The sequence below is a fragment of the Rathayibacter sp. AY1B4 genome, assembly GCF_002932815.1.
In the GTDB taxonomy this organism is placed as follows: Bacteria; Actinomycetota; Actinomycetes; order Actinomycetales; family Microbacteriaceae; genus Rathayibacter.
Genome location: NZ_PSWN01000025.1, coordinates 1 through 24685, shown reverse-complemented (window position 1 = coordinate 24685; position 24685 = coordinate 1). Strand labels below are relative to the sequence as shown.

Sequence of the window (24685 nt, the reverse complement as noted above, 5' to 3'; positions counted from 1 at the left end):
TGTCGCCTCCATGCGGCCGCCGCTTACATCCGGCCCTTCATGGCACCCGACGTTCGACCCCGCTTGAACGAAATGCCCGGCTTCCCCGGCGTGCCGAAGGAACTGCAACCTGTTCACGACATCATTAGGAAGTACCGCAACACTACTGTCACGTACTCTCAGTCGGACCTCGTGCCGCCCCTGGCCCTCGCGACTCTTGACAGCGACGGCACCGTTACCGACCGATCAACCTTCGTTACAGAACCCATCACCATCACCGTCTCGGCAATATCGATAGTTGTTCTCACGCTCCTCTTCTGCTTCCGCCGCTCGCCTGTCAAATTCCGCTTCTCGTTCGCGCCAGGCGTCAATTTCCTGTGCCACCTCGATCTCGAGCGCACGACGACATTCTCCTACAGTGCCGATGTAATTGGCGGCCACGGAGTTGCCTGCTTGCGCTATGAGTCGCGCGTACGGTCGGGCTCCATCGGCTATGGACGCTCGCGGCGCATAATCGATGTAAGCCACAGTGTCATCGCCTACACCATTCTTGCCCACGCCCCCCTCCATGCTCGAGGCACTTGGGCGCCACCAGCCTGTTCTGACTAGTTCTTCGTTTATCGATCCACCCGGCGGTGCGACACTGGCCGCACCATTGCCGCCGTCGAGCCGATGAATGAACCCTTCAGTCCTGTGCGGCTCGCTCATGACAACCAGTACTTCCTGCCCGATCGGGAGAGCCATTTCCATTTCCTGCCGAGCTTGTTCGACACCGTTCTGAGTGGGCTGACAGGCTTGAGCAACCGGTTCGATGAGATCCAGGGTCACGGTGGCCCCGTCTACCCTCAACGTGGAAAGGTCACCGGCCTCTGGGCGTCCAGTGATCTTCCCTGAGAAAATACGTTCTTCAGCGTGAAGGTCAGCTGCAAGCATTTCCTGCACGTCACTGGCTGCTTCATCATTCTTCAACGCCCTGACGCTGACGATAGTACCTTCGCTTTTACTAGTTCCAGGTGAAATGTCTTGGGAAACGACGGTCCAGTTAGATTTACGCCAAATGCTCCGCTCGTTGAGCTTGTCCTCAGCGTTGATCTCAAGCCGGAGTCGATTTGCCAGCTTTTCAGCCTCGCTAAGTCTCATACCGACGAACATTGGAACGCGAACCTCACCCTCCTGCGGCCAATATTCGGGGGCAAAGGTTGCGCTAGGAGATGAGACTGGCGTTGCCGGGATAGTGGAGGCCGGTGTCGGACTTGCGGTAGGGGAGTCAGGAGCAGCGGACGAAACTGCAGGTACTTGACCGGCATCACTTGCGTCTCGGCCCTGAATTGTGCCCCCTGTGGCGTTCGCGAAGACACCGACGAGCACGACGAGCGCACTGACGATTAGAGCAATTTTCTTGTGGCGCTCGTAGCCTTGGAGGCGCAGACCCCGCTTGTCCCGCATAGCGCCAGCAAGCACGAGAATTAGGTCCACGAGCACCCATATCCCAAAGCCGCCGAAAGTCAGCAACTTCAGGATTGCGGTTCCCGTTTTGCCGAGGTAGAAGCGGTCGACGCCGAACCAGCCAAGGAGCAGTGCGAACAGCCACGTCACCAGGAACGACTTATCGCCGGTGCCAGCATCTCTAACGTACCTGATGATTGGCGGCCGCGGCGGAGGCTGAGAGGACATATTCTTTCCTTAGTTCATGGGGCATGCTTAGCGAAACACGCGTCACCGGGGGTGCCCTTCGATCGGGCTAATCGACGAGGTCGTCGTAACGTATTGCTTCCAGCAGCTCTGCAAGTTCGGGCTCATCCGACAAGTCGAGCGGCATGAACGCCTTCGTCACTCCGACCTGTCGAACATGCAAGTCCGTGCAGGTGTCGTTCAGCACCTGTATCGAATCCGTCGTTGCCCATTGAACTCCATCGACCGCGGCGCGATTTATTTTCGCCGCGACCAGTACATGTGGAATATGATTTCCGTAAGAATCGGAATCAGCAACCGCAACGGCAACGAATCGGACCGAGCGCAAACCGGGCGCAACTGCAAACGCCTCACGAGCGGTCACAAGAACACATCCAGCTACCGCGTGCTTATGCCAGTCCGCCGCTTCCTTTTTTGGCAGAGTCTTGATTGTAAGTCGTCCCGTGGGCGTAAGGTCGGGCTTTCTCTGCGGCATCGCGTCGGCAGCAGGCACGATTACGACCAGTGTTGCTTCACCGCCAGAGACACTCAGAGGAGCAGCGGCGGCGTCGTTGTCCTCAAAAGCGGCGGCCAGTGCCGACATTACGACTTCCGGCTGGTTGTCGACAAGTGATTGCCACTCCCTGTCGAGAACAGCTTGCGCATCTTCCTGTTGTGTCGCCAGCTGCCATCGGTGCCAGTCAATCTCCTGCCGAGCATCCGCCTCTGCGTTTGCAAGAGCCTGGCGCCGATGGTCGCGGGCGAACCAGCTAACACCCTGAAGATGTGCCGCTCGGTGGAGATTCCAGATTTCTACCTCGTTGATCTCTTCCAGCGGTGGAGCCAGCGGCCTCGTCGCTGGTGGGAATTCCTGCCGGTGCAGGTTGTCGATGCGCTTGTAGACCTCGATGAGCTGTTCTGCTGCTTCTGCTCTGCTTGCGGCTTCTACGGCCCGGGTGACCGAGCCGCTGGAGGTGCGACGAGCAACGCCGAGGCTGGTGGAGTACGTCACCGGTCCGATACCGGTGGAGAACCCCGGTGCCCCTGCGCCCAGGTGGAGCCGCGCGGCGCGCGGACCGAGGCTTGTCCTCACCCCGCGGCTCGACACGCGCACCCGGACGCCGGGTACTAGGCGCACTGAGAATCCCATGGTTCGCAGCCTAGAGGACAGCGAAAGTGGTGTTTGTTGGCAGGTTCGGGCATCTCTGGAGCGGTCCGGGTGATCCTTGATCCGTGGCGCAGCAGTGGAGGTTCGAACGTTAGTGAGTGGGAGTAGGACGACCGTCTGGCAGTGACGCAGTGCTCGGGCCAACAACGCACCGGCACGGCGTCGCCCGCGGTGAAACGCTCCCACTGCGCCGCCTCCAGCACATCACGCTCCGGCGGGTAGATGCTCATAACGTCAGCGACCCCGCGTCGGGGAAGTTGTTGCCCGCCAGTAGGAGGAGCGGCTCGTCGGGTCGCCGGGGCCGCCGATCAGGCCGGCGCGCGCGATCAGGGACGGCGCGGATCCGGCCAGCACGGCCTGCTCGCAGGCGGCCTTCGCGGCGCCGTACGAGGTGGGGTCGTCGGAGGGAGCGAGAAGCTCGGCGTCCTCGTCCGCTCCGACGACCGCGTTCTCGGCGTAGACGCTCGTGGTCGAGACGAGGACGTAGGCGCTGCAGCGCAGGTCGCGGACGGATCGGCGGACGTGCTGCGGGGTCGAGGAGACGTCGATCACCGCGTCCCACGATGCCGCAGCCACGGCCTCGAGGGCGTCGTCGCGGTCGCGGTCGGCCCGGACGAGGGACGCCCCCGCGGGCACGGCCGTCCCGCGCACGAGGCAGGTCACGTCGTGGCCGCGCCGCAGCGCCTCCGCCGCGAGGTGCCCGCCGAGCCAGCCCGTGCCTCCGAGGATCAGCGTTCTCATCCCCGCATGCTCGCACGGGCTCCTCTCGCGAGGCCCGTTGAGGTGCCCGAGACGGTTCCGAGAACGCTGAAACAGCTGCATCCTCGGGCGACTCGACGCGGTGCGCGCCGAGCGAGCGCCTCAGCGACAAGGGCCCCCTCCACGAGCCCCCGCACACCCGACCACCCGAGCCCGCCAGCGTCCTCTATCCGGAATCACGCGGGCGGCTCGGGTGCCCGAGCGGCTCACACGACGACGAAGGCGTCCAGGATCAGCGAGTTGCCCGTGGAGGCGGCGTTGCGCTTGCTGCCGCGGCGGATGGTGATGGTGTGCTCGCCGGCGCTGAGGGTGCTGCTGGTGAACACCGTGCGGGCCGAGCGGTTCGTGGCGCTGTAGCGGTCGACGGAGGCGACGAGCACGCCGTCGATCAGGACCTCGTTGATGCCGGAGGTCGGGGTGATCCGGCTCACCCAGCTGACCTTCGTGCCCCGGAAGCGGAGGGTCGCCGAGGCCGTGGAGGTGCTGGAGTACGAGATGCTGCCGCCGCTGTCGGCGGTGCTCGAGAGCGTCGCCCAGGTGCCGACCGTCGCGATGACGGCGGCTCCGTTCTGGTACGTCCCCGCCGCCGGCAGCGTCGAGGTCGGGGTGGGCGTGGACGTGGCCGTCGGGGTCTCGGTCGGAGTGGGCGTGTCGGTGGGGGTCGGCGTGTCCGTCGGCGTCGGCGTGCTGGTCGGAGACGCCGTCGCGGTGGGGGTGGGGGTCGACGTGGAGACGGTCCCCGCGGTCACGACGAAGGCGTCCAGGATCAGCGTGGATCCGGTGGACGCCGGGTTGCGCGTCGTCCCCCGGCGGATCGTGACCGTGTGGGTGCCGGCGGAGATCGGCCCGCTCGTCCACACCGTCTGACCCGAGCGGGTCGTGGGGCTGTAGCGGTCGACGGTGGCGACGAGGACGCCGTCGAGCAGCACCTCGTTGATGCCGGAGGTCGCCGTCATCCGGCTCACCCAGCTGACGCCCGTGCCCGAGAAGCGGAAGCTCGCGGACGCTCCGGCCGAGCTGGAGTAGCTGATGCTCCCACCGCTGTCGGCGGAGGAGGAGATCGTGCTCCAGGTGCCCGCGGTCGTGATGAGCGGCGAGTAGTTCTGGTAGGTGCCCTCGCCGGGGATCGACGAGGCGGGCTCGTCGGGCAGCGGAACGACCGGCTGCTCCGCGAGCCAGCGGTCGAACGTGTCGAGCATGTCCTTGTTCGTCAGGCTCGGCACGTTGTGGCCGTTCGGAGCGCCGTCGGTCGGCGTGTAGAGGACCACGGCCTCCTTCGCCACGGGCTTCGCGAGCGCGACCCACGCCCCTCCGTGGACGGCGATGGGGACGAGGACGTCCTCGGTCGAGCCGGTCGTGCGGATCCGCGCCCCCGCCCACGAGGCCTGCGGCAGCAGCGCGGGGTCGGTCGCCGGGATCGTCGAGGGGTCGTTGTCGTAGTCCGGCAGAACCCGCTCCGGGTCGCGGCGGGCCATGTCGGCCATGTCGTAGACGCCGGCCGCGTGGTACGCGCCGCGGATCTCGGGGACCAGCTTGTTGCCGTACGCCCAGCAGAGCAGTGCGCCACCGCCGGAGTTCGAGCGGAGGAAGCTCGCGCCGATCCGCCACGTCTTCTGGAACCAGGCGACCGCGTCCACCTGCATGGCGACGGCCCGCCTGTTCGTGTAGATGCTGCCGCCGTAGTTCGGGCAGATCGAGATGACGCCCTTGTCGACGGCCTGGTCGGCGCTGTACTGGTAGGCGCCGGACAGGGCCGCGTAGGTGCTCCCGTTGGCGTGGTAGTACCAGTAGACGACCCGGCCGATCCGCTGCGAGGGGACCGCGGTGTGCGGGACGAAGAGCCGCGCGCGGTCGGTGCCGATCATCACGTCGATGATCTGGTACGGCTTCTTCCCCACGCGCGAGATCGCCGTGTCGCTGCGGCCGAGCTCGTTGGGCAGCGGCGGGATCACGCTGTAGTCGGGCGCCGCGGACGCGGTCATCGCGTAGGCGAAGGCGGATCCGACGCCGAGGGCGGCTCCGGTGAGGACGAGACGGCGGCTGTGGCGCGCAGGAGAGGACATGGGATCCCGATGTGGAGAGGGCTGCTCGGTCGGCGGAGCCTGACCGGAAGGAGTGAGGGGGGTGCTGCGGTCCGGATCGGACCACCGTGGAGGGGGCGCTGTGCGGTCCTTCGGGGGACCGTGCGGGCGGGCAGGCGCGAGTGCATCCTCCCGCGTCCGCCGCGCGACCGCCAGACCCGCTTCAGGGACACCCGCGGCGGCGCTCCCACCTCGCATCGAGCGGCGGAGGGACGCGAGAAGGTCCTGGTGAGAGCGCTATCTCGCGCCACTGCTCTGGAGATGCCCGCCACGGGAGCGGAACCGCATCGTCCCGGTGGCGGGACACCGGGGCGGCACGGGGCCGGCACGGATCCAGGCCGCGTTGCGCCCGGCGCGAGGGCCATGCGCACGTCAACACTCTCGCGGGAGACCACCGGATGGGTCGCGTTATCTGAGCGCGACCTGATCGCTGGTTCAGCGCCTGCTCTCCCCCCTCTGAGTGCCGACCGGATCGAGGGTCCGTCGTCCGCCGCCCACGTCCCGTCTCAGGGGGACAGGGCGACTCCGAGCCGCGACCTATCGTGATCCCGCTCCATCCGGAAAGCCCGGCGAGGCGCCCCGGGGGGAGGTCGATCCGTGTCGAACGCGCATGCCCGACCGAGCCACGACCGCTCGATCGCTCTCGGCCTGGTGCTGCTCCTGGTCGCCGCCGTCCTCGTGGTCCTGCCCGCGTCGAGGGCCGCGGCGGCCACGGTCCTCCTTCAAGAGGGCTTCGGCGGCACCAGCGTCGCGGACCCGGCGTGGCAGCCGCTCGACGCCGCGTGCCTCACCCGGGCGACCGCGACTCCGCCGACCGGCAGCTCCCGGCTGGGCACGTGCGTGACCCCGAAGAACGCGGCGCCGGCGACCTCGACGGATCCGGGCTTCCTGCAGCTGACGGACAGCCGCGGATCCTCGAAGGGAGGCGCGGTCTTCAACCGGCCGATCCCGGCCACCGGCGGACTCGATGTGCAGTTCGACCAGTACCAGTACCAGGGCACGCTCGACGTCACCGGCGGTGACGGGATCGGGTTCTTCCTGACGGACGGCTCCCGCAGCCTCACCGCGGCGGGAGCCTCCGGCGCCTCTCTCGGATACGGGCAGTCCTCGACCAGCGACGGTGTCAGCGGCGGCTACCTCGGGATCGGACTGGACGCCTACGGGAACTTCTCGAACACGGCGAACGGGCTGGGAGCGGGCTGCCCCACCGCTCCTCCCGGGGCGCTCGCCAACCGGATCGTCGCGCGCGGACCCGGCGACGGGAGGACCGGCTACTGCTTCATCCAGAGAGCGTCGCCCGGAACCCTGCAGTCCCTGCGCCCGACCGTCAACCTGGGGGACCCGACGAATCCGCCGGCGTCGAACGGACGCACCATCCGCATCACGGTGTCGGCAGCGGCCACGCCGGTGGTGACGGTCTACTACGGCTCCACCGCAGGCCTGGCGGCCGCCTCACTCGCGCAGGTGATGCAGTTCACGATGCCGACCGCAGCTCCGTCCACGTACAAGCTCGGCTTCACCGCCTCCACGGGAGGTTCGTTCGACACCCACCTGATCCGGAACGTCTCCGTCTCGTCCATCAACACGCTCGACGACATCACCCTCGTCAAGCAGATCGACCGCACCACCGCGCAGCCCTCCGCCTACACCGAGGGCGCTGCGATCCCCTACCAGTTCGTCGTGACGAACGGCTCGATCAAGGCGTCCCTCAGCGGGATCGTCGTCACCGACCCGAAGGTCGCGACGATCACCTGCGCGGCCACGACGCTCGCTCCGCTCGCCTCCACGATCTGCACGGGATCCCATACGGTCACGGCCGCAGAGGCGGTGGCCGGCTCCCTCGTCAACACGGCGACGGCCTCGGCCACACGGACCGCGACCGGCGAGACGACGACGACCGTCACCAGCAAGACCGCCACCGTCACCGCCCCCATCGCCACCCCGGCTCCCGCTCTGACCCTCACCAAGACCGCCCTGCTCACCGACACGAACGGCAACGCCCAGGCCGACGCGGGCGAGCAGATCCGCTACTCCTTCCTCGCCCTCAACTCCGGCAACGTCACACTGCAGACGGTCACCGTCGCCGACCCGAAGGTCACCGGCATCACGCCCGCCTCGACTCAGCTCGCACCCGGAGCGAGCGCGACCTTCACCTCGGCGCCGTACACGGTGCTGCAGACCGACATCGACAAGGGCACGGTCGTCACCAACACCGCCACGGTCAGCGGGCGCACGCTGGCCGCCTCGCCCGTGACGGTCACCGCGACCTCCACGGCCACGACGCCGATCCGCTACGCGCCCTCGATCTCGCTGACGAAGAACGGCACGATCCCGACCGGGGCCGCCGTGGGCTCGACCGTCTCCTACAGCTTCACCGCCACCAACACGGGCAACACCGGGCTGAGCTCCGTCACGGTCACCGATCCCAAGAGCGGGCTCTCCGCGCTCGCCTACTCCTGGCCGGGGACCGCCGGGCGCCTCGAGATCGGCCAGACGGTCACCGCGACCGCGTCGTACACGCTCACGCAGGCCGACGTCGACGCGGGCCAGGTCCTCAACACCGCCACCGCGACCGGCACCCCTCCGACCGGCGCCGCCGTCACGGCCACCGCCTCGCGGACGGTGACGATCACCCGCACGAACGACCTCGCGCTCACCAAGACCGCGAACCCCGCCTTCATCAGCGCCGCCGGCACCGTGGTGACCTACACCTTCCGCGCGACCAACACCGGCACCACCACCCTCACCGCGGTCGCGATCAGCGACCCCAAGAGCGGGCTCTCCGCTCTCACCTACTCCTGGCCGGGCACTTCCGGACGACTGCTGCCCGGCCAGGTCGTCACCGCGACCGCCGCCTACACGACCACCGCCGCCGACGTCACCGCCGGCACGATCGCCAACACCGCCACGGCGACGGCGACCGGCCCGACCGGCGGGGCCTTCACCCGCACGGCCTCGGTGAGCATCTCGGTGATCCCCGATCCGGTGGCCGACGCCGCAACGGTCGTGCAGGGCGGATCGGTCGTGATCGACGTGCTCGCGAACGACGGGCCCGCCGCGACCGGAGCGACCTTCTCGCGCGCGCAGCTCTCGGCGACCCCGAAGGCGATCGGAGGCGCGGCGACCCCCGCCCCCGCCACTCCCGTGCAGGGGTCCGTCTCCTGCGTCGCGAGCGGAGCGACCCGCGGCCAGTGCACCTACCGCCCGATCGCCGCCTTCGTCGGCACCGACGTCTTCGACTACTCCCTCTCGGGCCAGTTCGGCACCTGGAACGTGCGGGTCACGGTCACCGTCACCGCGCTGAACCGCGCGCCGGTCGCCCGACCCGACCGCGTGGTCGCGACCACCGGCGGCCCCGCCGTCACCGTCGCTCCGCTCGCGAACGACACCGACGAGGACCCGGGCACGACCCTCGCCCTGGCCGGCACGAGCGTCCCGGCCGGGCTGCGCGGCACCTTCTCCTGCTCCGGATCCACGTGCACCTACACGCCCGCGACCGACGGCTGGACCGGCAGCGCGACGATCGCGTACACGGTCACGGACGGCGCGCTCACAGCGGGCGGCACGATCACGGTCTGGGTCGATCCCGCTCCGCTCGTCCGGCGCGGATTCTCCGGCACCGGCAGCACGAGCGGAGCGGTCGGGCTCGGCGCCTGGACCAGCTCCTCCGTGGTCGCCACGCCCGTCGCGAGCTGCACGGCCGGTCGGCCGAGCACCCTCGTGAGCTGGTCGGCTGCCACCGGAGCGACCGGCTGGACCCTCGAGCGCCGCCTCGCGGGGACGACGCCCGGCCCCTGGACCGTGATCGCGGCACCCGCCGCCTCCGCGACGAGCTTCACCGACGACCGGGTCGGCGAGGGCCGCAGCTACCAGTGGCGGGTCCGCCCGGACCTGCAGCGCTGGCTCGGAGTCGCGTCCGCCGCCTCGACCGCCGTCGCCCAGCCGGCCGTCACCACCGCCGGAGGCTGCTGATGCCTCCCCGCCGACACCCCTCTCGTCCTGCACGTGTCCTCGTGAGGGAGACCACGCCCGCACCGGGCACCACCCACCAGAAAGGAACGGTCGCCATGACCACCACAGCACCCACCCGTCGCAGCCCCTGGAAGAAGATCGCCCTCACCGGCGGCGTCCTCCTCGCCGCGGGAGCCCTCGCCGGCGCCGGCGCCTTCGCCGTGTTCACCGACTCCGGGACCGCCGTCGGCAACGTCGACGCCGGCCAGACCGACATCTCGGTGACCGGAGCGTTCACCGTCGCGAACATCGCGCCCGGCGACACCGTCCAGCGCCCGATCAGCCTCGTGCTGCCGAACGCGACCAACGACGGCGACCTCGTCTCGTCGGTCCGCTTCCACCAGGACGTCACCAACGACGTCATCGGCACGGACGCCACCGACCCGGGCCGTACGGGCGCGTCCCTCGTCACCGGCGCGAACGGCCTCGACTACCGCCTGCTGACCTGCTCCACCGCCTGGGTCCCCGCCGCCGCTCCCGCGGAGGCCGGCCCCTACACCTGCGCGGGCACGCAGACCGTCACCGGCACCGGCAAGCTCTCGACCATCGGCGGAGTCGCCAACGCGGCGAACTTCACCCCGGCGAACTTCGGCATCACCCCCACCGCGACCGGGACCTTCCCCTCGGACGCCGGTGATGTGACGCTGAACACGCTGATCGAGCTCGTCCTGCCGACCGCGGCCGACAACGCGTACGAGAACGCCTCCGCCACGGTCACCTTCACCGCCGCCGCGATCCAGCGCGCCGGCATCCAGAAGTAGACCGTCCCCCACCGCCTCCGCCCTGCCCGGCCGCCACCGGCGCGGGGCGGAGGCATCCCCCTTTTCCTCCCGGAGTCGTCCCCATGTTTCAGGCCCGCGCGCTCGTCGCCGTCCTCGCGGCGGTGCTCCTCGCGCCCGCGGCGAGCGCCGAGCCCGTCGGCGTGCTCGACGTGCGCGAGCTCTCGGCTCCCGGATCCCTCACCGACCTCGCTCCGGGCGACCGCGCCGAGTGGGCGGTCGAGGTGACCAGCACCGGCCTGTCGCCGCAGGGGGTCTCCGTGGCCTTCGCGGTCGACGGAGGGACGCTGGCGCAGGACCCGCGCGACGGCCTCCAGCTGTCCGTCGAGCTCTGCGACTCGGCGTTCACGGTCGCCGAGGTCGTCGACGGGGAGCGCACGGTCGAGCGCTACCTCTGCCCCGACGACGCTGTGCCGCTCGGATCCGGGCCCGCGGCGACGCTCGGCCGGCTCGACGGCGTGCGTCCGCTCGAGCGCGGGGCCACCGTGGGCGTGCGCGTCCGCGTCCTGTTCCCGGAGTCGGCCGGCAACGGGACCGAGCTCGCGGCGGCGTCGCTGCGGGTGCTCGTGGGCACGACGGAGGAGGATCCCTCCGCGACGCCCGGCCCCGGCTCCTTCCCGGGAGCGGCGGGCGGCGGGTTGGCCGTCACCGGCCGCGACCTCGGCGCTGCGCTCCTGGGCGGGATGCTCGCCCTCGGCTCGGGCGCCATGCTCGCCGCGGCTGCGCGCCGTCGTCACCGGAGGGAGCAGGCGTGAAGGCCCTCCGCGCTCTCCTCGGTGGACTGGTCACGATCGTGGCCGTCGCCGGCATCGCCGTCTTCGTCCTCTCCGCGCTCGGTCTCGTGCGGCTCGTGCCGGTGCTGTCGAACTCGATGGCGCCCGGGATGCCCGTCGGCTCCCTCGCCGTCACCCTGCCCGTCGACCAGGCCGCGATCCGCGCCGGCGACGTGATCGTCTTCACCGACCCGGACGATCCGGGACGCCGCGTCATCCACCGCGTCACCCTCGTCTACTCCGAGGAGGAGGCGGCGGCCCTCCGCGGCCGCGAGCCCGGCCAGCTGGCGCTCACCACCAAGGGCGACAACAACGAGTCGGCCGACCCGTGGATCGTGACGATCGCGGACGAGCGGATCTGGCGCGAGAGCTCGGTGGTGCCGCTGCTGGGCTGGCCGAGCATCGGCCTCGCCCACCCGGAGGCGCGGTTCGCGCTCTTCGCCGCGGGCGGCGCGGTCATCGTGGGCGCGCTCCTGATCGCCATCTGGCGCCGCCCCGCGGAGGTCGCCCCGTGAGCGGCGCGCACCGCTCGTCGGACGGCACGCCGCCCCCGGAGCCCCTGCGTTCGCCCGCTGAGCACGGGCGGCACAGCGCCCGGCCGTCCTCCCGCGACCGCGGAGCCCCGCGCCACTCCCCCGAGGTCCGCCGCCGCGTGGTCTCCCGCTCAGGCCTGGCGGGACTCGTCGCCGGCGCGCTCGTCCTCGGCGCCGCCGCCACCGCGACCGCCGTGCTCCTCGACCGGGGCTCCGTGAGCGCGCGGGTCGCCTCCGGCACCGTCATCGCGACGTTCACCGGCACCGGAGCGACGACCGTGCCGGTCCCCGTCGCGGGCCTCGTCCCCGGCGGCACGGCCCGGCGCCTCCTCGACCTGACGAACGCCGGGACCCTGCCGATGTCGGCCCTCCAACTGCAGACGGCCACCGGCACCGACCTCTCGGACGGCCTGCAGCTCGCGATCGAGCGCTGCTCGCTGTCCTGGTCGGCCGACGCCGCGACCTGCCCCGGCACCGTCACCACCGTGTCGGCCGACCGCCCCGCCGCCTCCCGCCTCGACCTGCCCGGCTCCCCGGCCCTGGCCGTCGGAGCGACCGACCATCTCCGCCTGACCGTGCGCCTGTCGGAGTCCGCGCCGTCCGCCGCGCAGAGCACCTCGGCGACCCTCACCGTCACCGTCGTCGGCGTGCAGCGTCCGGGCCGCCAGCTGTAGGCGCGGCGGGCCCATGACTCGGCAGCACCACCGCCGCGCCGCCCCCTTCCGCGCTGAGGTGCCCGGGACGGTCGTCGACACGCCGGAGAGGGCGACCGTCTCGGGCGACTCAGCGTGGCCGCGGGCACCTCGATGGTGCCTCGCTACTCGCGCAGGGCCGCCACGGCGTCGTGGAAGCTCGGCACGTCGGAGAGCACGCCCTCGGGGCCCAGCACCGTCCAGGTCGTGCCCGTGCGGATCAGGACGCCCAGCTCCTCGGCGGGCCGGCGGCGGGTGCGGCGCAGCTCGAGCACGAAGACTCCGGGACGCGCCTCTCTGATCTCGGGAGTGCGCCGGTCGGGCAGCATCACGAGTCCTCCCCGAGGGTCAGCGGTAGACGCTCCACTCCTTCTTCACGATCCGGCGCTCCTCGCCGTCGACCGCGACGATCCACTCGCCGTCCTTCTTGGCCACGACCCGCCCGCGCAGGTACTGCGGCTCCCAGCCGTCGGCCTTGTTGACCCACTTCACGAACCGCGCGAACCGCCCCGGTGCCACGTCGTCTCTGGACATCTCTCGACTCCCCTCGTCGTCACCGGCACGTCCATCGACCTCCGTCAGGAGTGCACCTCGCCCAGCGCGAGGAGGACCTCTCCTGTGAGGTCTCGAAGCCGGTTCACCGACGGTAGAACGCGCTGCTGGAAGTGGACGAGACCGTTGACTGATCGACGATCGTCTGGCAGTGGGGTCAGGATGCGGCAGCGGAATCAGGAGTCGAACAGCACGTGCGGCCGTCCGGCGTCGACGATCACGCGGGCGCGCACCCCGTAGACGTCCGCGATCAGCGCCGGGGTGAGCACCTCCTCCGGGGTGCCGCCCGCGACCACGCGCCCCTCGCGCAGCACCAGCAGCGCGTCGCAGAACAGGGCCGCGAGGTTGAGGTCGTGCAGCGCGACGACCGTGGTCACCGGCAGCGCCCGCACCAGGGCCAGCAGCTCCAGCTGATGGCGGATGTCGAGGTGGTTGGTCGGCTCGTCCAGCAGCAGCTCGCGCGGCTCCTGCGCGAGCGCCCGGGCGATGTGCGCGCGCTGTCGCTCGCCGCCCGAGAGGGTGTGCCAGAGGTGGTCGGCCTTCGCCTCGAGACCCACCTGCTCGAGGGCGCGCTCGATCGCGCGCAGGTCCTCGGCCGTGTCTCCGCCCAGGAGGGAGCGGTGCGGTGTCCGCCCCAGCCGGACGACGTCGCGGACGGGGAGGTCCGCCTCCGTCTCGGCCTGCTGCGTCACCGTGGCCACCGCCCGTGCGACCTCGCGGCGGCGGAGCGAGCGGAGCGGCGCGCCGTCGAGGGTGACGACGCCGGCGTCCGGAGCCGCGGTGCCCTGCAGCAGCCGCAGCAGCGACGACTTGCCCGAGCCGTTGGGCCCGAGCAGTCCGACGGTCGAGCCGGGAACGGGGCGGAGCGAGACGCCGTCGACCACCAGGCGGCCGCCCCGGCGCCACGAGACCCGGTCGGCCTCGAGCGTCACGAGCGGCCCCTCCGCCGCAGGAGCAGCAGCATGAACACCGGCACGCCGACGAGTGCCGTGCCGACCCCCACCGGCAGGGGAGTCGGCGCGAACGCCACCCGCGACCCGGCGTCGACCCACACCAGGAAGACCGCGCCGAGCAGGATCGTCGCCGGGATCACCCGCGAGTGCCGCTGGCCGAACACGAGTCGCGCGGCGTGCGGCAGCACCAGCCCCACGAAGCCGATCGCGCCGGCGATGCTCACCAGGGTCGCCGTCAGCAGGGCCGTCACCACCAGCAGGAGGAGGCGGGTGCGGCCCACGTGCACGCCGAGCGACGCGGCCACGTCCTCCCCGAAAGCGAACGCGTCGAGCGTGCGCGCCGCGGCGAGGCAGACCACGGAGCCGAGCAGCACGACTCCTCCGCTCAGCGCCACGTCGTCCCAGCGCATGCCCTCGAGGGAGCCGAGCAGCCAGAACATCACACCGCGCGTCTCGTCCGAGTCGGCGAGAGCGAACACGATCAGCGAGGTCAGCGCCGAGAACAGCTGGGTGCTCGCCACCCCCGCCAGGATCACGCCCGAGGTGCCGCCCGCCGAGAACCGCGTGAGCAGCAGCACGAAGCCGAAGGCGACCAGCGCGCCGACGAAGGCGCCTCCGGAGAGCCCGACCACTCCTCCGCCGACCCCGAGCACGCCGACGAGCACCGCGCCCGTGGACGCTCCGGACGAGACGCCCAGCACGAACGGGTCGGCGAGCGGATTCCGCAGCAGCGACTGCAGGATCACTCCGCACACGCCGAGCCCCGCCCCGCAGGCCGCGGCCACGAGTGCGCGCGGGAGGCGCTCCTGCCAGACGATCGCGTCCTCGGCCGCACGCACCGGGACGGAGGCGAGCCCGAGGTGGTTGAGGAGGATGTCGCGGACGTTCACGAGCGAGACGTCGGCCGGGCCGAGCGTCACCGCGACGCCGACCGAGAGCGCCAGCGCGAGCAGCCCGCCGACGACCAGCGCAGCGGCGGCCAGACCCCGCGGCACCCGGCGGACGAGGACCGTGCTCGTGCCCGTGCCCGTGCTCAGAGCGAGGCCCCGTTCTCGTCCCACCAGGCGCGGATCTTCTCGAGCCCGTCGACGAAGCGGATCGACGGGTTCATCTCGGCGCCGTGGAGCGCGATGAAGCGGCCGTCCTGCACCGCGGGCAGGCTGCTGGTCAGCGGGTCGGAGCGGAGGAATGCGGTCTTGTCGTCGAGGCGGTCACCGGGGAAGCGGTCGCGCTGCAGGTCGCCGAGGACCAGGACGTCCGGGTCGGCCGCGACGACGCTCTCCCAGCCGACGGCGGGCCAGTCCTCCGCGCGGTCGGCGAAGACGTTGGTCATGCCGGTCGTGGTGCCGAGCATCGAGGCGAAGTTGTAGCCGCCGGCCATGTAGGGCGTCTTGGTATCGGCGAACCAGAAGGCGACGCTCCGGCCGCCGAGGTCGACCCCCTCGGTGGCGGCGGCGGCGCGCTCCTGCAGCTGCGCGACCAGGGCGTCGCCGCGCTGCTGCACGTCGAAGACCTCGGCCAGCTCGTGGATCTCCTGGTAGAGGACGTCGACGGTCAGCGGGACGGTGCGCGTGCCGCTCCCGCCGTTGACGCTCGCCCCGTTGTCGCAGTCGGAGGGGGCGAGGTAGGAGCCGATCCCCGTCTCGGCGAGGCGGTCGCGCGAGGCGACGCCCTCGGGCGCGTAGTGGCGGCCGAAGGAGGCGGTGACGAAGTCGGGGTCGGCACCGAGCAGCACCTCGTAGGTGGGCGCGTTGTCGGCCAGGCGCGGCACGCTCTCGTTCGCGGAGGCGAGGGTCTCGAGCACGGGGTCGGTCCAGGAGGCGGTGCCGACCATCCGGTCCTCGAGGCCGAGGGACAGCAGGATCTCGGTCGAGTTCTGGTCGAGGGAGACGACCCGCTGCGGAGGGGCGGTGACGGTGGTCGCGGTGCCGCAGTTGTCCAGCATGAGCGGGTACGAAGTCGTGCCCTCCCCCGCGGCGGCCGTGCTCTCGGGCTCGATCTGCTCGGAGGCGCCGCAGCCGGTGAGGGCGAGCAGGGTCAGGGCGGCGAGGGCGAGGGCGGCTGGGCGCCGTCGGTGCGTGGACATGGATCTCCCGTGGTTCGTGGGCGTCGGTCGTCGGCCCGGTGCGCGGGCCTTGTTCGTGGGCCCGGCGCGGAGCCCGGGTAAGCATAGCCTTACCTCACTTCAACCCGTCCATTCGCGCCAGTCGATCCGCGCCACCGAGCCCTCGGCCGCCCTCGGCCCGGCCCGCCGGCGACTCCGCAGAAGTCGCCGTGGTCGCGCGCGCGGACGGCGACCTCCGAGTTCTCATGTCACCCAGAAGGCCCGGAACAGCCGAGTAAGCGGACACCTGTCGCGCACCTCGCCTCCGCAGCCCCCAACCAGGTGGACAGCACCCCGGACACGGTTCCCCTGGGGGTGAGAGAGCGCGATCCTGGACACCGACGCTCGACGGTCCCCGCCCCACTGCCCGCCGATCGTCACGGAAGGAACCCGTTGCCCCGCCACTCCGCCCGCACCGCCCCCTCCGGCCGGTCCGCGCTGGTGCGCAAGGCCGATGCGTCCGGCTACCGGCCCGAGATCGAGGGACTGCGCGCCGTCGCGTCCCTCCTGGTCGCGACGTTCCACATCTGGCTGGGCCGCGTCTCCGGAGGCGTCGACGTCTTCTTCGTGATCGCCGGGTTCCTCACCACCCTGACCCTCCTCGGCCAGATCCGCCGGTTCGGGCGCGTGCGTCCGATCGCCTTCCTCCGGAGGCTCGCCTCGCGGCTCTTCCCGGCGGCCGCGGTGGTGCTGGTCGTCGTCGCGGCGCTCGCTCCACTCCTCCTGCGCCCCTCGCAGCTGCTGCAGACCTCCACCGAGGTGCTCGCCTCGACCTTCTACGTCGAGAACGTCGCGCTCGCGCGGGCCGGAGTGGACTACCTCGCGCAGGACGACTTCCACTCGCCGGTGCAGAACTTCTGGGCGATGTCGGTGCAGGGGCAGTTCTACCTGGTCTGGCTCGCCCTGGTGCTCGTCGCGACCCTCGCCGCCGTGCTGCTGCGGCGCCGCGCGCAGCTGCCGCGGTTCCTGCTGGCGCTCGTCGCGGCGCTCACCGTCCTCTCGTTCGCGTTCTCCGTCGTGCTGGTCGGGATCGACCAGCCGACCGCGTACTACAGCACCCTCGCCCGCTCGTGGGAGTTCGGGCTCGGCTCGCTCGCGGCCCTCGTGCTCCCGGGACTGGCGATCCCGGCGGCCCTGCGGACGGTCGCCGGGTGGTTGGGGCTGATCGGAGTCGTCTCCTGCGGATTCGTGCTCCAGGTCTCGAGCGCGTTCCCGGGCGCCGCCGCGCTCTGGCCGACCCTCTCGGCGGTGCTCGTGCTCGTCGCCGGGACCGGCCCCGCCCCGGAGCGCGGCGTCGGCCGACTGCTGGCCCTGCGCCCGCTCGTGTGGCTGGGCGGCCTGAGCTACGGGATCTACCTCTGGCACTGGCCACTCCTGGTCTTCTGGCGCGAGAGCACCGGCGAGGACCCGACCGCCCTCGCGGGCCTGGGCGTCATCGCCGCCGCGATCCTCCTGGCCGCCGCCTCGAAGCGCTTCCTCGAGGACCCCCTCCACCGCCGCGCCCCCGCCGAGCGCCCGCACCGCCTCCGCGCGCTCGCCCCGGCGGCCCTGCTGGCCGTCGCCGCCCTGGCCGGAGCGACGGGCCTCACCGGCACGAACGCCGCGATCGCCGCCGACCTCACCCGCGCGCACGCCCTCCCCGTCTCGACCGAGGGCTGCGTCGGAGCCGCGGCGCTCGCGAACGCCTGCTCCGACTCCTGGACCACGAGCCTGCCCGCCGTCGACGCCTCGGAGGACGGCTCCGCGCTGAACACCGACGAGTGCAGCACGGGCAACTCCGGCACCGCGCTCAAGGAGTGCCGCTTCGGCGATCCCGCCGGCCTCCGTGTGCTGCTCATCGGCAACTCGCACGCGGCGTCCTTCTTCCCGGCGCTGCGCGGCGTCGCGGAGGAGCGCGGCTGGGACCTGCACACCTACTACAAGACGGGCTGCGTCTTCTCGACCGCGGAGCGGCGCGACGACTCCGCCTCCTCCCGCCGCTCCTGCGACGTCTGGAACGGGAAGCTGCAGGAGGAGCTCGCGGGCCAGGAGCCGTACGCGCTCGTCGTCACCGCCTACTCCGCGAAGAAGTCCGTGTTCGTCGACGCGTCCGGCACCCCCGACGAGCAGGCCGGCATCGACGGGTTCCACGAGTCGTGGGCGCCGCTGATCGCCCGCGGATCCACGGTGGTCGCGATCCGCGACAATCCGGTGCTGCCCTCGCTCTCCCTGCTGGCCTGCGCCGAGGAGCCGGGCTCCGCGGCCGACTGCAGCGTGCCGCTCGACGAGGCCTTCGCCGACCGCGAGCTGATGGCCGCCGCGGCCGAGGGCTGGCCGGGCGCCGCCGCCGTCGACCTCACCCGCTGGTTCTGCGACGACCGCGGCTGCCCCCTCGTGATCGGCGGAGTGAAGGTGTACCGCGACCTCGGGCACCTCACCGAGTCGTACGCCCGGACCCTGGCGCCCTACCTCGGCGAGGCGCTGGACCCGCTGGTCGGCTGAGGACGCTCGCGCTCGGCTCCAAACGCATGCAAGACTGTTTATACGAACAGGGATCGGAGGAGCCGATGGGCCACTCTCACGGCGTTCCGGCCGGCTCCGCCGCCGCGCGGCACCGGCGTCCGCTCGTGGCCGCCTTCGTCCTGACCGCGGCGTTCATGATCGTCGAGTTCGCGGTCGGAGTCGCGACGGGCTCGCTCGCGCTGCTCTCGGACGCCGCGCACATGGGCACCGACGTGCTGGCGCTCGGGATGTCGATCGCCGCGATCTCGCTCGCCGCCCGCCCCGCCGCGAAGGGCCGCACCTACGGCTCCTACCGCCTCGAAGTGCTGGCCGCCCTCGCCAACGGCCTGCTGCTGTTCGCTGTCGCCGCGTTCGTGATCGTCGAGGCCGTCCGCCGCTTCGCCGAGCCGCCCGCGGTGCCCGGCGGCCCCCTCCTGATCACCGCCGTCGTGGGCCTGGCGGTCAACCTCGTGAGCCTGCGCCTGCTGTCGGCCGGGGCGAAGAAGAGCATCACCCTCCGCGGAGCCTCCCTCGAGGTGCTCGGCGACGCGCTCGGCTCGATCGGCGTGATCGTCGCGGCGATCGTGCTGCTCACCACCGGCTGGGCGTGGGCGGATCCGATCGTCGGCGTGCTGATCGGGCTGCTGATCCTTCCCCGCACCTGGTCGCTGACGAGGCAGGCGCTGGGGATCCTCATGGAGTCGGCGCCCGCGCACGTCGACCTCACGGCCCTCGAGCGCGACGTCTGCGCCGTCCCCGGCGTGCTCGCGCTGCACGACCTGCACGTGTGGACGATCACCTCCGGCATGGAGAGCGCCACCGGCCACGTGGTCGTCGCCCCCGACGCCGACTACCGCACCGCGCTCTCGCGGGTGCTCGCCGTCCTCCGCGAGCGCCACGGCATCGACCACGCGACCATCCAGTGCGAGCCCGAGGCCTTCCCGGAGACGACGCACCGCGTCTGAGCACGGGGGTGGCGTACACACCCGCACGCCTCCGCATGCCCACGACCCTCCAGGACTCGTCGCACTCGGCGCCGACTGCGACGACTCCCGGCTTCTCGACGCTGCGGGCCTCGCCCACCCCTGAGCACCTTCCGATTGTTGACGTGAACATGTACAGTCGGCCGTCAGGGTGCGTTCACGTGAACATGCCCGCATTTCGATGGCGAAAGAGAGACCGCATCAATGTCGATGTCCTTCAGAAGGGTCGCCGCGCTCGCCACGAGCGCCGCCCTGGCCACAGGAGCACTGCTGGCGATCCCCGCCGCAGCGGCCCCCGCTCAGGCCGCGGACGCGTTCCGCATCACGCCGAACCCCGCCGCCGCCGGTGAGACGTTCGAGGGCTGGGGCACCAGCCTCGTCTGGTTCGCGAACGCGACCGGCGGCTATCCCGAGGCCCTCCGCGAGGACCTCTACCAGAAGGTCTTCGGCGACAGCGGCCTCGACCTGAACATCGCCCGCTACAACATCGGCGGCGGCAACGCCTCCGACGTGAAGGACTACCTCCGCCCGGGCGGCGCCGTCGAGGGCTGGTGGAAGCCGAACCCGGCCGGCGACGCGTCGACCTACGGCGGCACCTCCACGAAGCTCGCCGACCGCGACGCGCTCCTGGCCAAGTGGAACGCGGACGACCCCGCCTCCTACGACTGGACCGCCGACGAGACGCAGCGCTGGTGGGTCGAGAGGCTCGCCGAGGAGAAGCAGATCTCGCACTGGGAGGCGTTCTCCAACTCCGCCCCGTACTTCATGACCGAGAGCGGCTACGTCTCGGGCGGCTTCGACGCGAACAGCGAGCAGCTGAAGCCCGCCGCCGAGGAGCAGTTCGCGAAGTACCTCGTGAAGGTCACCGAGCACATGGAGGACGAGTACGGCATCGAGTTCGACACGCTCGACCCCTTCAACGAGCCGAACACGAACTACTGGGGCACGCAGCTCTCCAACGGCGTCCCGACCGGCGGACGCCAGGAGGGAATGCACGTCGGACCGACGCGCCAGGCGGGTCTGATCCCCGACGTCGCCGCCGCGCTGGACGCCTCGACCACCGACGCCGGCATCGCCGCGATGGACGAGACCAACCCCGACATCTTCGCGACGAACTGGGCCGCCTACTCCGCCGCGATCCGCGCCGAGGTCGACCGGATGAACGTCCACACCTACGGCACCTCGGGCCGCCTCAAGGTCCGCGACCTCGCGAAGCAGGCCGACACCGACCTGTGGATGAGCGAGATCGAGGGCAACTGGGTCACCGGCTTCGACCCCACCAACATGGAGAACGGCCTCGGCATCGCCGGCCGCATCAACGACGACCTGCGCGAGCTCGAGCCGAAGGCGTGGGTGCTCTGGCAGCCCGTCGAGGACTACTACAACATGCAGCAGCCCAAGCCCAAGGGCGAGAACCTCAACTGGGGCTCCGTCTACATCGACCTGGACTGCAAGCCGTACCAGGAGAACGGGACCGAGGTCTGGAAGTCGGTCCGCCGCGTCGCGGACGCCGGTGGCGACTCCACCAAGGCCCCGGTCTGCGGCGTCGAGACGAACTCGAAGTTCAACACCATCCGGAACTTCACCAAGTTCATCCACGAGGGCGACCACCTGATGCCCTCCAACGACAGCTCCTCCACTGCCGCCGTCCGCGGCGACGACTCGGGCGCGACCGTCGTGCACACCAACAGCACCGCGACCGAGAAGACCGTCGTGCTCGACCTCTCCCGCTTCGGCACCATCGCCGACACCGCGACGGTCACCCCCTACGTCACCACGAAGGCCTCCTCGGCAGCCGCTCCCACGAGCAACGCCCTGGTCGCGAAGACGCCGGTGAGCGTCGACCGCATCTCGCGCACCGCCACGATCACCGTGCCCGCCAAGTCGGTCACGAGCTTCTCGATCGACGGAGTCTCGGGAGTCGCCGACTCCGCCCCCGCCCTGCGCGACGGCCACCGCTACCAGCTGGTCGGCACCCAGAGCGGCAAGGCCCTGACCGGCAACCCCTCGGGTGCCGCGACCACGATCACCGGCCTCGCCACCGACTCCGCCACGGCCGCCAAGCAGACCTGGACGGTCCGCGAGGTCGCCGCCGGCGAGCGCGAGGCCACCCGCCGCGTCGTCCTCGTCAACGGCGACGGACGCGTGCTCGGAGCCACGACCGCCGGCACCGACCTGCGCTCGCTGTCCGTCGACGCGGCGAAGACGACCGCCGCGACCCGCTGGATCGTCAACACCACCGACGGCGTGAACTTCTCGCTCGTCAACGAGTCGATCGCCCAGTCGCTCGACGTGAACGGCGGCTCAAGCGCCGACAACGCGTCGGTCGGCGTCTACACCTCCAACGGCGGAGCGAACCAGTCCTGGTCCCTCCGCGACCTCGCCCCGACCGCCGGCCAGACGATCGCCGTCCGCACCACTGCGGGCGTCGCTCCGACCCTGCCCGCGAGCATCACTCCGCAGTACTCCTGGGGAGCCGGCGCACCGCTCGCCGTCACCTGGCAGCGCCCCGCCGACTCGGCGTACGGCGCGACCGGCCGCGTCGAGGTGCCCGGCACCGCGACCGACCTCTACGGCCAGACGATCACGGTCACCGCGCTCGTCGACGTCGGCGGACTGACCGCGACCGACCCCGTGTCGGTCACGGCCGCCGCGGGCGCCTCGGTCGCCGGAGTGAAGGCCTCGGCCCCGACGACGGTCCCCGCCCGCGTGGGCGCCTCGGCCAGCACCTTCCCGGTGCCGGTCGTCTGGGACTGGACGCCGCTCACCACCGCCTCCCTCGCCCGGGCCGGGCAGGTGACGGTCTCGGGAACGGCGACCGCCGACGGCGCTACGCTCCCCGCCACGCTCACGGTGCTCGTCACCACGGGCACGCTCCGCAACTTCAACCCGGACGCCGGCATCGTCGCGACCGCCTCGTCGTCGGAGTCGGGCTACGGACCGGAGCGCACCCGCAACGGCGTCGACAGCGACAAGGGCTGGTCGAACTGGACCAACGGCACCAAGGCCGCGCAGAGCTCGCTGACCTACACCTTCCCCTCGACCCACCAGGTCGAGAAGGTGTCGGTGCAGTTCCTCGCCGACGGCGGCACCAGCTGGGCACAGACCTACCAGCTGCAGTACCAGGCCGCCGACAGCACGACCTGGACCGCGGTCCCCGGCTACGAGTCGGCCGTGGCCCTCGCGTCGCCGGCCGGCGGAACGGCTCCGACCCTGGTCGCGTCGTTCGCGCCCGTCACGGCCAAGGCCTTCCGCGTCGTGATGAACGCCTACGACAACACGCACCTGATCGTGGCCGAGACCAAGCTCTACGAGTCGGTCGCCTCGCCCGCCGCGGTCGCCACCCTGGGCGCCCTGCGCATCGGAGGAGCCGGCATCGCCGGGTTCGACCCGGCCCGCACCTCCTACGCGGTCACCGTCGAGGGCACGGCGATGCCGGTGATCGGAGCAGTGGCGACCGACTCGGCGGCCACCGTGCGGATCACCCAGCCGACGACGGCGAACGGCGGAGTCGCGACCATCGCGGTCCGCGCGGCCGACGGCTCCGTCACCTCGACCACGACGGTGACGGTGACCCTGAAGGCGCCCGCCGCCCTCGCGGTCGCGGTCACGGCGACCACCCGCTGCATCGCCGGCAAGGTGACGCTCACCGTCGCGGCGAAGAACGAGTCCGGCGTGCCGGTCTCGATGACCATCGCGACGCCCTCCGGGTCGAAGCAGGTCACCGGAGTCGCGCCTGGCGCGAGCGGCAGCGCCGCGTTCACCACGCGCGCGGCCTCGGTGCCGGCCGGCCAGGCCACCGTCACCGCGACGGGCACGGTCGACGGTGAGCAGGTCACCTCGGTGGCGACGGGAGCGTACGCGGCCCGCAGCTGCTGACGCCCCCTCCGACACGGACCGCCTCCGCCCCTCCGGGGACGGGGGCGGTCCGTCGTTCATCGAGAGCGGCGCTGCGGGGGCGGCGCGTCGCGGGATCCCGATACGACCGCGGCGCGGGCTACTCGATCAGCATGGATCCGTGCCGGTCGGGCGGCCGCGGCAGGCGACGTCTCGAGACCTCTCCGACTCCGAACCGGTCGAGACGCCGCCCCCACTCATGCCGTCGAGCGGCCGCGGCACGCGGCGTATCGAGACCCCGCTCAGTGCCCCGCGGCCGCCTCGTCGCGGGTGCGCAGGCGCGACACGCCCATCACGACGGCCGCGATGACCAGACCCAGGACGAGGCCGAAGATCATCGAGACGAAGGTGTCGGCCAGCCACACGACGACCGGGCCCGCGCCCTCGACCGCGTGGGTGACGACGTGCACGAGGTCGTACGGACCGTGCCACACCGTCTCGGCGAGGTTCGCGACGACGAGGTGCCCGCCGACCCAGAGCATGGCGAGCGTCCCGATGATGCTGATCGCGCGGAACACGACCGGCATCGACGCGACGATCCTCGCGCCGGTGCGCCGCACGCCGCGGGCCGCGTTCTTCATCAGGCGCAGGCCCACGTCGTCGATCTTCACGAGCAGCGCGACGGCGCCGTAGACGAGCACGGTCATCCCGAGCCCGACGACCAGGAGCGCGCCGAGCGTGGGCCAGATCCCGAAGTCGGGGTCGAGGCCGTCGAGCGCGATCAGCATGATCTCGGTGCTCAGGATGAGGTCGGTGCGGATGGCGCCGAAGACGAGCTTCTTCTCGTCGCGCGCCTCCGTCTCGTGGCCGCCGTGCGAGACGCCGAACCACTCGAGCACCTTCTCCGCCCCCTCGAAGCAGAGGAAGGCGCCGCCGAGGATCAGCAGGTACGGCAGCACCTGCGGCGCGAACGCCGAGAGCAGCAGCGCCAGCGGGATGATGATGACGAACTTGTTGAACAGGCTCCCCAGCGCGATCCGCCCGACCACCGGCAGCTCCCGCGCGGGCGTGAGGCCCTGCACGTACTGCGGGGTGACGGCCGCGTCGTCGATCACGACGCCCGCCGTCTTGGCGCTCGCCTTCAGGGCGGCGGTGAGGATGTCATCGACAACCGCGAGCAGGCCGACCGACATGTGCGTCTCCTTGGAGGTCCGGGGTGAGAGGGCTCACAGTATCGCGAGCTCCGCGGTCGAGCGGGTACGGGGAGGGGCGGAGCGACGCCCGCAGTGGTGCGGACGGCGATCGTCTGGCCGGCGGTCGGGGCGAGGT

The 24685-nt window shown here is 71.3% G+C and carries 18 protein-coding genes; 8 read left to right on the top strand and 10 right to left on the bottom strand.

Annotated features, from left to right (window positions below; translation table 11 throughout):
- Nucleotides 1–225 precede the first annotated feature (225 nt).
- The 4 genes from C5D66_RS17275 to C5D66_RS17270 form a co-directional block, all read right to left on the bottom strand.
- Nucleotides 226–1575: an NINE protein gene (locus C5D66_RS17275; RefSeq protein WP_374952939.1), complete on the bottom strand. Its 1350-nt coding sequence runs from the start codon at nt 1573–1575 to the stop codon at nt 226–228.
- Between the two features lie 145 nt (nt 1576–1720).
- Nucleotides 1721–2662: a hypothetical protein gene (locus tag C5D66_RS16885; RefSeq protein WP_146079331.1), complete on the bottom strand. Its 942-nt coding sequence runs from the start codon at nt 2660–2662 to the stop codon at nt 1721–1723.
- A gap of 390 nt (nt 2663–3052) precedes the next feature.
- Nucleotides 3053–3559 carry an NAD-dependent epimerase/dehydratase family protein gene (locus tag C5D66_RS14170; RefSeq protein WP_181067938.1) on the bottom strand — a complete coding sequence of 169 codons (507 nt, stop codon included), beginning with the start codon at nt 3557–3559 and terminating at the stop codon, nt 3053–3055.
- Nucleotides 3560–3783: 224 nt separating this feature from the next.
- Complete coding sequence (locus C5D66_RS17270; RefSeq protein WP_181067939.1) at nt 3784–5640, bottom strand: hypothetical protein; 1857 nt, start codon at nt 5638–5640, stop codon at nt 3784–3786.
- Between the two features lie 615 nt (nt 5641–6255).
- On the opposite strand from C5D66_RS17270, the gene C5D66_RS14160 reads away from it, so the two are divergent.
- The 5 genes from C5D66_RS14160 (at nt 6256) to C5D66_RS14140 (ending at nt 12428) form a co-directional block, all read left to right on the top strand.
- Complete coding sequence (locus C5D66_RS14160) at nt 6256–9630, top strand: Ig-like domain-containing protein (protein ID WP_258063934.1); 3375 nt, start codon at nt 6256–6258, stop codon at nt 9628–9630.
- A 95-nt stretch (nt 9631–9725) separates the two neighbouring features.
- Entirely contained in the window at nt 9726–10430 is a 705-nt protein-coding gene (locus C5D66_RS14155) for a TasA family protein (protein WP_104256371.1), read from the top strand.
- Nucleotides 10431–10513: 83 nt separating this feature from the next.
- Nucleotides 10514–11203, top strand: a complete 690-nt coding sequence (locus C5D66_RS14150) for a hypothetical protein (RefSeq protein ID WP_104256372.1) — start codon at nt 10514–10516, stop codon at nt 11201–11203.
- Nucleotides 11200–11736, top strand: coding sequence for a signal peptidase I (locus C5D66_RS14145; protein ID WP_104223395.1), 537 nt, complete (start codon nt 11200–11202; stop codon nt 11734–11736). Before C5D66_RS14150 ends, C5D66_RS14145 begins: the two co-directional genes overlap by 4 nt.
- A 137-nt stretch (nt 11737–11873) precedes the next feature.
- Entirely contained in the window at nt 11874–12428 is a 555-nt protein-coding gene (locus tag C5D66_RS14140; protein WP_146083214.1) for a peptidase, read from the top strand.
- A 143-nt stretch (nt 12429–12571) separates the two neighbouring features.
- On the opposite strand, the gene C5D66_RS14135 is transcribed toward C5D66_RS14140, so the two are convergent.
- The 5 genes from C5D66_RS14135 to C5D66_RS14115 form a co-directional block, all read right to left on the bottom strand.
- A complete protein-coding gene (locus C5D66_RS14135) occupies nt 12572–12775 on the bottom strand; it encodes a hypothetical protein (RefSeq protein ID WP_104234084.1) in 204 nt (67 codons plus the stop codon).
- A gap of 19 nt (nt 12776–12794) precedes the next feature.
- Nucleotides 12795–12980: a hypothetical protein gene (locus C5D66_RS14130; RefSeq protein WP_104223398.1), complete on the bottom strand. Its 186-nt coding sequence runs from the start codon at nt 12978–12980 to the stop codon at nt 12795–12797.
- A 194-nt stretch (nt 12981–13174) separates the two neighbouring features.
- Nucleotides 13175–13930, bottom strand: coding sequence for an ABC transporter ATP-binding protein (locus C5D66_RS14125; protein WP_104256375.1), 756 nt, complete (start codon nt 13928–13930; stop codon nt 13175–13177).
- Entirely contained in the window at nt 13927–15012 is a 1086-nt protein-coding gene (locus C5D66_RS14120; protein ID WP_104256376.1) for an iron ABC transporter permease, read from the bottom strand. Before C5D66_RS14120 ends, C5D66_RS14125 begins: the two co-directional genes overlap by 4 nt.
- Nucleotides 14985–16037, bottom strand: a complete 1053-nt coding sequence (locus tag C5D66_RS14115) for an ABC transporter substrate-binding protein (RefSeq protein WP_104256377.1) — start codon at nt 16035–16037, stop codon at nt 14985–14987. The genes C5D66_RS14120 and C5D66_RS14115 overlap by 28 nt, the downstream gene beginning before the upstream one ends.
- Nucleotides 16038–16448: 411 nt before the next feature.
- Between C5D66_RS14115 and C5D66_RS14110 the strand changes: the two genes are divergently transcribed.
- From C5D66_RS14110 to C5D66_RS14100, 3 genes are all read left to right on the top strand, one after another.
- Nucleotides 16449–18536: an acyltransferase family protein gene (locus tag C5D66_RS14110; protein ID WP_181067940.1), complete on the top strand. Its 2088-nt coding sequence runs from the start codon at nt 16449–16451 to the stop codon at nt 18534–18536.
- 65 nt (nt 18537–18601) lie between these two features.
- Nucleotides 18602–19501, top strand: a complete 900-nt coding sequence (locus tag C5D66_RS14105) for a cation diffusion facilitator family transporter (protein ID WP_104256379.1) — start codon at nt 18602–18604, stop codon at nt 19499–19501.
- A gap of 228 nt (nt 19502–19729) precedes the next feature.
- On the top strand, nt 19730–23398 hold the full coding sequence (locus tag C5D66_RS14100; protein ID WP_146083215.1) for a glycoside hydrolase: 3669 nt from the start codon (nt 19730–19732) through the stop codon (nt 23396–23398).
- Nucleotides 23399–23658: 260 nt separating this feature from the next.
- On the opposite strand, the gene C5D66_RS14095 is transcribed toward C5D66_RS14100, so the two are convergent.
- Nucleotides 23659–24549 carry a DUF808 domain-containing protein gene (locus C5D66_RS14095; RefSeq protein ID WP_104223404.1) on the bottom strand — a complete coding sequence of 297 codons (891 nt, stop codon included), beginning with the start codon at nt 24547–24549 and terminating at the stop codon, nt 23659–23661.
- Nucleotides 24550–24685 lie beyond the last annotated feature (136 nt).